Here is a 5001-nt window from a genome sequence, read left to right as displayed (position 1 = left end):
GCGGAGGCGCCGGCGGTTCGCCAAAGTTGTAGGTCAGACCACCCAGGATGCTGTGCGTCCGGAACGTACCTTCAAAGGCACGGCCAGTGATATCGACCAGACCGACATTCCGCGCGTTGAAGAAGCGATACTTCAGCGTCGCATCGATATGGCTGGTGATCGGAGCGCGGATACCAGCAAGGCCCTGCCACGCGAAGACCGTGTCGGAATCATCCAAGAAGGCGCCACGCGTGTTCAGCGCATAGCTGGCCTTGACGCGAGCGACGCCGACACCACCGCCGACAAAGCCCTGAATGCCGTCATCGTCACCGAAGTCGAGCAAACCGTTGACCATGAAGCTGAGCGCCGAAGTCTTGCCGCCAGCGTAATCGAACGTGCCCGCAGCGACGTTCGAGATCGAACCATTCGGCAGGAACGCCGGCGTGGTCACTGACGAACGATAGGAGTCAACGTTCGCACTCTTGTAGCCGACTTCAGCTTCAACGCGGAAGGCGCCGAAGTCATAGCCAATGACGCCATCGACGTCATAGCCGTATTTCGAATCAACCGTCGATGCGTCCGCCTTGGCGCCGATATCGTAGTTGATGTCTTCCACGATCATCGCGCCACCTTCGACGCCTACGTACCACGAGTTATCGCGTGCGAGGGCTGGTGTGGCGAGAGCAGTGGAGGCAAGCGCCATAGCGATGGCAAGCTTCCGCATAAAAATCCCCTTTCGTCGTTGTCACTCGGACAGCGCAAACTCCCTACCCAAAGGTTGGTTTCCACGCAAGCGCACAAATTTTGCACGCTGTTGCCCTAACGCAACATAAAGCAGGTGATTTCCTGCATTTCTATTAAGATCATGGGACATCGATGCAGCTCCGATTGTGGTCGGCATTGGCGTCGAATCTGGACGAACGAGGCCGGAGCCGATCTCACGGCACAAGCATTCGGCAGGGTTACCGCCCTTTTCCCAGCGTTGACGGCATATGGCGGAGCACGCTGTTTCGTTCCTCGAAACGGCGCAAATTCGCCATTTTCGGCCGCCATCTCGCCGCCACCTCTATGTCACCGACAGGCCGACCGACGTCTGATTTCGGAGCTGTCATAATCTGGAGAAGCCTGCTGGAAGTGCGCCTCTGCTCAAGCTCTACGACCGGCGGTTCGCCCGAAAGAAGGGTGCGACTCATCGCCCCGGACGAAGATCAGGCACCAGGGCTTCGCCGGTGACAAATATTCTGCCGAGCATGGTTGGTAGTCGCCTGCTGCTGCTGCCAACGACGGACTGTTACGGCTGTGAACGCTGATTCGCATTTGACGGACATGTTCGCTTGCCCGCCGGTAGTTGCTTCTTGTCAAAAATGACATGTCGCGATCGGGCAACAGGTGCCCGAATGAGGATGATCGACATCTCGACACTCCTGAAACATGCCGCATTGCAACATCATAATGGCCGATGCGCCAAATCGCCCCGGCCATGATCGGCGGTGCGCGCTAGTTCCGCACCGCCAGCCAGATGATATGCCGTGCACCCTTCCCCCCCGTGCCCGACCGCACCACCACTTCCTCCACGGTGAAGCTGTCACGCAAGCGCCGCGCAAAGGATGCATCGGTCCCTGCCGACCATATCGCCAGCACGCCCCCCGGCCGCAACGCCGTCCGTGCCGCGGCAAGTCCGCGCGCCGAATAAAGACCGTTATTGCCGCTGCGGGTCAGTCCGTCCGGCCCGTTATCGACATCGAGCAGGATCGCGTCATAGGCTCCGTCCCGCGCCCGGATCTGCGATCCGACATCCCCCTCGATCACGACAACCCGTGGATCGTCCAGAGTCCCGCCATGCAAGGCCGCCATTGGCCCCCGCGCCCAGTCGATTACCGCCGGCACCAGCTCGACGACTGTCACTTCCGCGGCTGCGCCAAGCACCGCCAATGCGGCGCGCAAAGTGAACCCCATTCCCAGGCCACCGATCAGCACCCCGGCATCGGCACGCCCTACCCGTGCAAGCGCCAGCGTGGCGAGCGCCTCTTCCGAGCCGCGCACCCGGCTGCTCATCAGCTCATTCCCGCCAAGCATGATCGACCAGTCGCCGCCGCGCCGGAACAGCTTGAGCATTCCGCCGTCCGGAACATCGGCGCTATCGATCAATTCGCGTGGAACCATGATGCGGCTTCTAGCGGCAACCGACCATTCGCACCATAAGCCTCGCCGGGCTCAGGCGTCACCACCTGAATGGTGTATTTTCTCGATCATTTTCGCCTATTTGGTTATCATGTGATGCTGCGTGAGAGCGGGCGCCGCACCGATGGCACGGCGCCCATATTCACTCAGCGGCACTTGACCTGCTGACCGCTCTGGTCGATCGATTTGCCGGCCACACCGCCGACGATCGCGCCGAGGATCGTGCCGACTCCGCGCGAATGCCCGCCATCGATCACGTTGCCAAGCACACCGCCGCCGATCGCCCCGACGATGAGGCCGGTCGTGCCGTCATTGCGCTTGCAATAATAACGGCCGTCCTGGCCGCGATAAACTCGATCGTCCGAGCTCAGTACGCGTTCCTGGTAATTGCCTTCCCGGTAATAACGCGATGGCTCATATCCGCTTTCGACCCGGTCATCATTGTAATAGCCTGGGCCGCCCGGCGCGTTGTTGTAGCCTCCGGGGCCGCCATAACCAGGACCACCATAGCCGGGACCACCATTGTAAGGGCCGGGACGCCCGCCGCCGCGGTTGCGCGCCTGCTGGTAGCGGTCATATTCCTGCTGGAATGCGCGAAGCTCATCCTGCAATCGCTGCTGCGCTTGCTGGAAACGTTGTTCTTCCTGCCGCGTTTGCGCACTGACAGGCACGGTAAACGCCATCAGGCTGGTGGCGCAGAGCGCGGCGACGATCGTGAAACGCGACATAATGTTCTCCGACGTGGTTCGTTGACCCCAACTGCCATGGACGCCCTTTGTTGCGTCTCTGTCAAATCGTTACGCATCCGATGTCGTAAGATCGCGCCGAAACGTCCACGATTTCAGTCCGGTGCCTCAGGCAATCCCATCGACCACCGCCGCCCAGGCCGCGATTTCGTTGTTGAAATGCCGATCGACAGTTACGTCACCAGCAATTCCTCGGTCGACATCGACGTCAGCCGACCCCGACCAGTCATAGGTCGCGTTGCCGGACAGCCTTACCATCCCGTCGCTCTCCGCCTGCGCGCGCACCAGACCGCCCCGGTTGAACACGCTCAACTCCACGCCGAATTCAACGCGCCCGGTCAGGCACGCAGCAAACACCGATGCCGCCATTGCGCTGCCGCAACTGTCGGTCAGCCCGACACCTCGTTCGAACGTCCGCACGAAAAGGTCCATGCCGCGCAATTCGACGAAGGAAACATTGGCGCGGTTGGGCAGCCAGTCCGGCGCCGCCTCGCACACCGTACCGACCGCGACGAGCTCCGCTTCGTCGATCGCGTCGACGAAACTCACCAGATGCGGATTGGGCATCGCGACCGCAGTGAATAATCGCGCCGAGGGCAGGTTCCCGATCGATTGCTGCACGATCTGATGCCCTGCGCCCCGCAAAGGCCAATGCGTCACGTCCAGCTCGGCCGGTCCCGCCGTTTCCCGGATCGTCACCACGCCTGTCGCAAGGTCCGCATCCCGTTCGGCATGCGCGCTGGATGTCTTCAATCGTACTTCGGCGCGATCGACCGCCAGCGCTTCGAAGCCGGCCCGCGCCACGCAGCGCAGTCCGTTAAGGCAGGTCTCCGCCTCGCTGCCGTCGGAATTGAACATGCGCATGCCGAAATCATGCAGCTTGTCGCCATCGGTCAGCAACAACAGCCCATCGCCACCCACCGGCCCGCGCCGGTCGGCGAGCGCCCGCGCCACGCCGGCCCAGACCGAATCGTCGAGATCCAGCGCGCGCGCGTCAATCAGCGGGAAATCATTTCCCGACCCATGGCATTTGACGAAATCGAACCGCATGGCTGACCTATAGCGAAGACGCGAGGATCATACCACCAAGCCCGGTAGCGTGATCACGCCAACGCCGCGACCATCACCTTTTCCCGGGCGATGATCGGCGCAAAGCTCGGCCGCGCCAGGATCGCGGCAACATAGGCGGTGGTTCGCGGCCAGCGTGCCGGATCGATGGCGACGCTGATATGATCCAGATTCACGAACGGCGAACACACTGCGATGTCGGCCAGCGTGATCCGGTCCTCGACCAGAAAACCCGACACCGGCACGACGCGTTCGAGATAGTCGAGCAGCGGCGGCAATTCGGTCGTTTCGGCGGCCACCGCGACGGTTTCGTCGCCGGCGATCTTCAGCACTTTGGGAGCGACAAAGCGATTGAAGAACAGCTTGCCGCCCATCGCGCAGACCATCGTATCGGCGAATTCCTCATACCAGATCGTCCGCGCTCGCGCGATTGGATCGATCGGGATCAGGTTCGGGTCGGGATATTTGGCGTCGAGATAGGTGATGATCGCGGTCGAATCCGAAATGCAGAAATCACGGCCCTGATCGGCGCCGGGATCGCGAAAACCCGGCATCTTGCCGAACGGACTCGCTTCCTCGAATTCGGGTCCGCCACGGCCCAGGCCGGCATTCTTCAGCTCCAGTACCAGCCCCTTTTCGGCGGCGAAGGCCATCAGCTTGCGGACAAAGGGGGAGATGGTCGAACCATAGACGATCATGACAAATCTCGCTTTGCTTCAGGGGCGTCATCCTAGCCGTTGCGGTGCCGATCGCAACGACATGAATCGCTGCGAGACAGATCGAGACCTTTATGCAAGGCTGTGCGACATGACGTTCGAGGGCATCGCGTGACCGCATTGTTGTTTATCGCGCTCGTCGCTGCAGGCATCGGCATCGCCTTGCTCTTCGATCGGGTCGCCCGGCTCGAGCGCTGGGCCAGGGCACTGCAGGATCGCCTGATCAAGCTCGACGCGGATCTCGCTGCACCATCGGCGGAACCGCAAGCCCAACACGCGCCGGATCGGGTGGCTCGTGCCCAGGCCCGCCC

At 61.7% G+C, this 5001-nt stretch carries 6 protein-coding genes; 1 reads left to right on the top strand and 5 read right to left on the bottom strand.

From position 1 onward, the window contains the following. The 5 genes from OO12_RS16805 to OO12_RS16785 form a co-directional block, all read right to left on the bottom strand. On the bottom strand, positions 1–703 hold a 703-nt coding region (locus tag OO12_RS16805; RefSeq protein ID WP_235364837.1), incomplete at its 3' end, for an outer membrane protein. 773 nt (positions 704–1476) lie between these two features. Beyond that, on the bottom strand, positions 1477–2142 hold the full coding sequence (locus OO12_RS16800; RefSeq protein WP_034159888.1) for a hypothetical protein: 666 nt from the start codon (positions 2140–2142) through the stop codon (positions 1477–1479). 164 nt (positions 2143–2306) lie between these two features. Further along, positions 2307–2888 (bottom strand): glycine zipper 2TM domain-containing protein, encoded by a 582-nt coding sequence (locus tag OO12_RS16795; protein ID WP_034159887.1) that lies wholly within the window; start codon positions 2886–2888, stop codon positions 2307–2309. Between the two features lie 126 nt (positions 2889–3014). Then, positions 3015–3956 carry a diaminopimelate epimerase gene (gene dapF, locus OO12_RS16790; protein WP_034159886.1) on the bottom strand — a complete coding sequence of 314 codons (942 nt, stop codon included), beginning with the start codon at positions 3954–3956 and terminating at the stop codon, positions 3015–3017. Positions 3957–4009: 53 nt separating this feature from the next. Next, the gene (locus OO12_RS16785; protein WP_034159885.1) at positions 4010–4672 is read right to left on the bottom strand and encodes a glutathione S-transferase family protein; all 663 of its coding nucleotides are present in this window, start codon (positions 4670–4672) and stop codon (positions 4010–4012) included. Positions 4673–4801: 129 nt separating this feature from the next. On the opposite strand from OO12_RS16785, the gene OO12_RS28125 reads away from it, so the two are divergent. Next, positions 4802–5001: hypothetical protein (locus tag OO12_RS28125; RefSeq protein ID WP_152616489.1), on the top strand; the 200-nt coding region annotated here is incomplete at its 3' end.

Source organism: Sphingomonas sp. ERG5, from assembly GCF_000803065.1.
Taxonomy (GTDB): Bacteria; Pseudomonadota; Alphaproteobacteria; order Sphingomonadales; family Sphingomonadaceae; genus Sphingomonas.
This window is presented reverse-complemented; position numbering and strand designations above follow the sequence as displayed.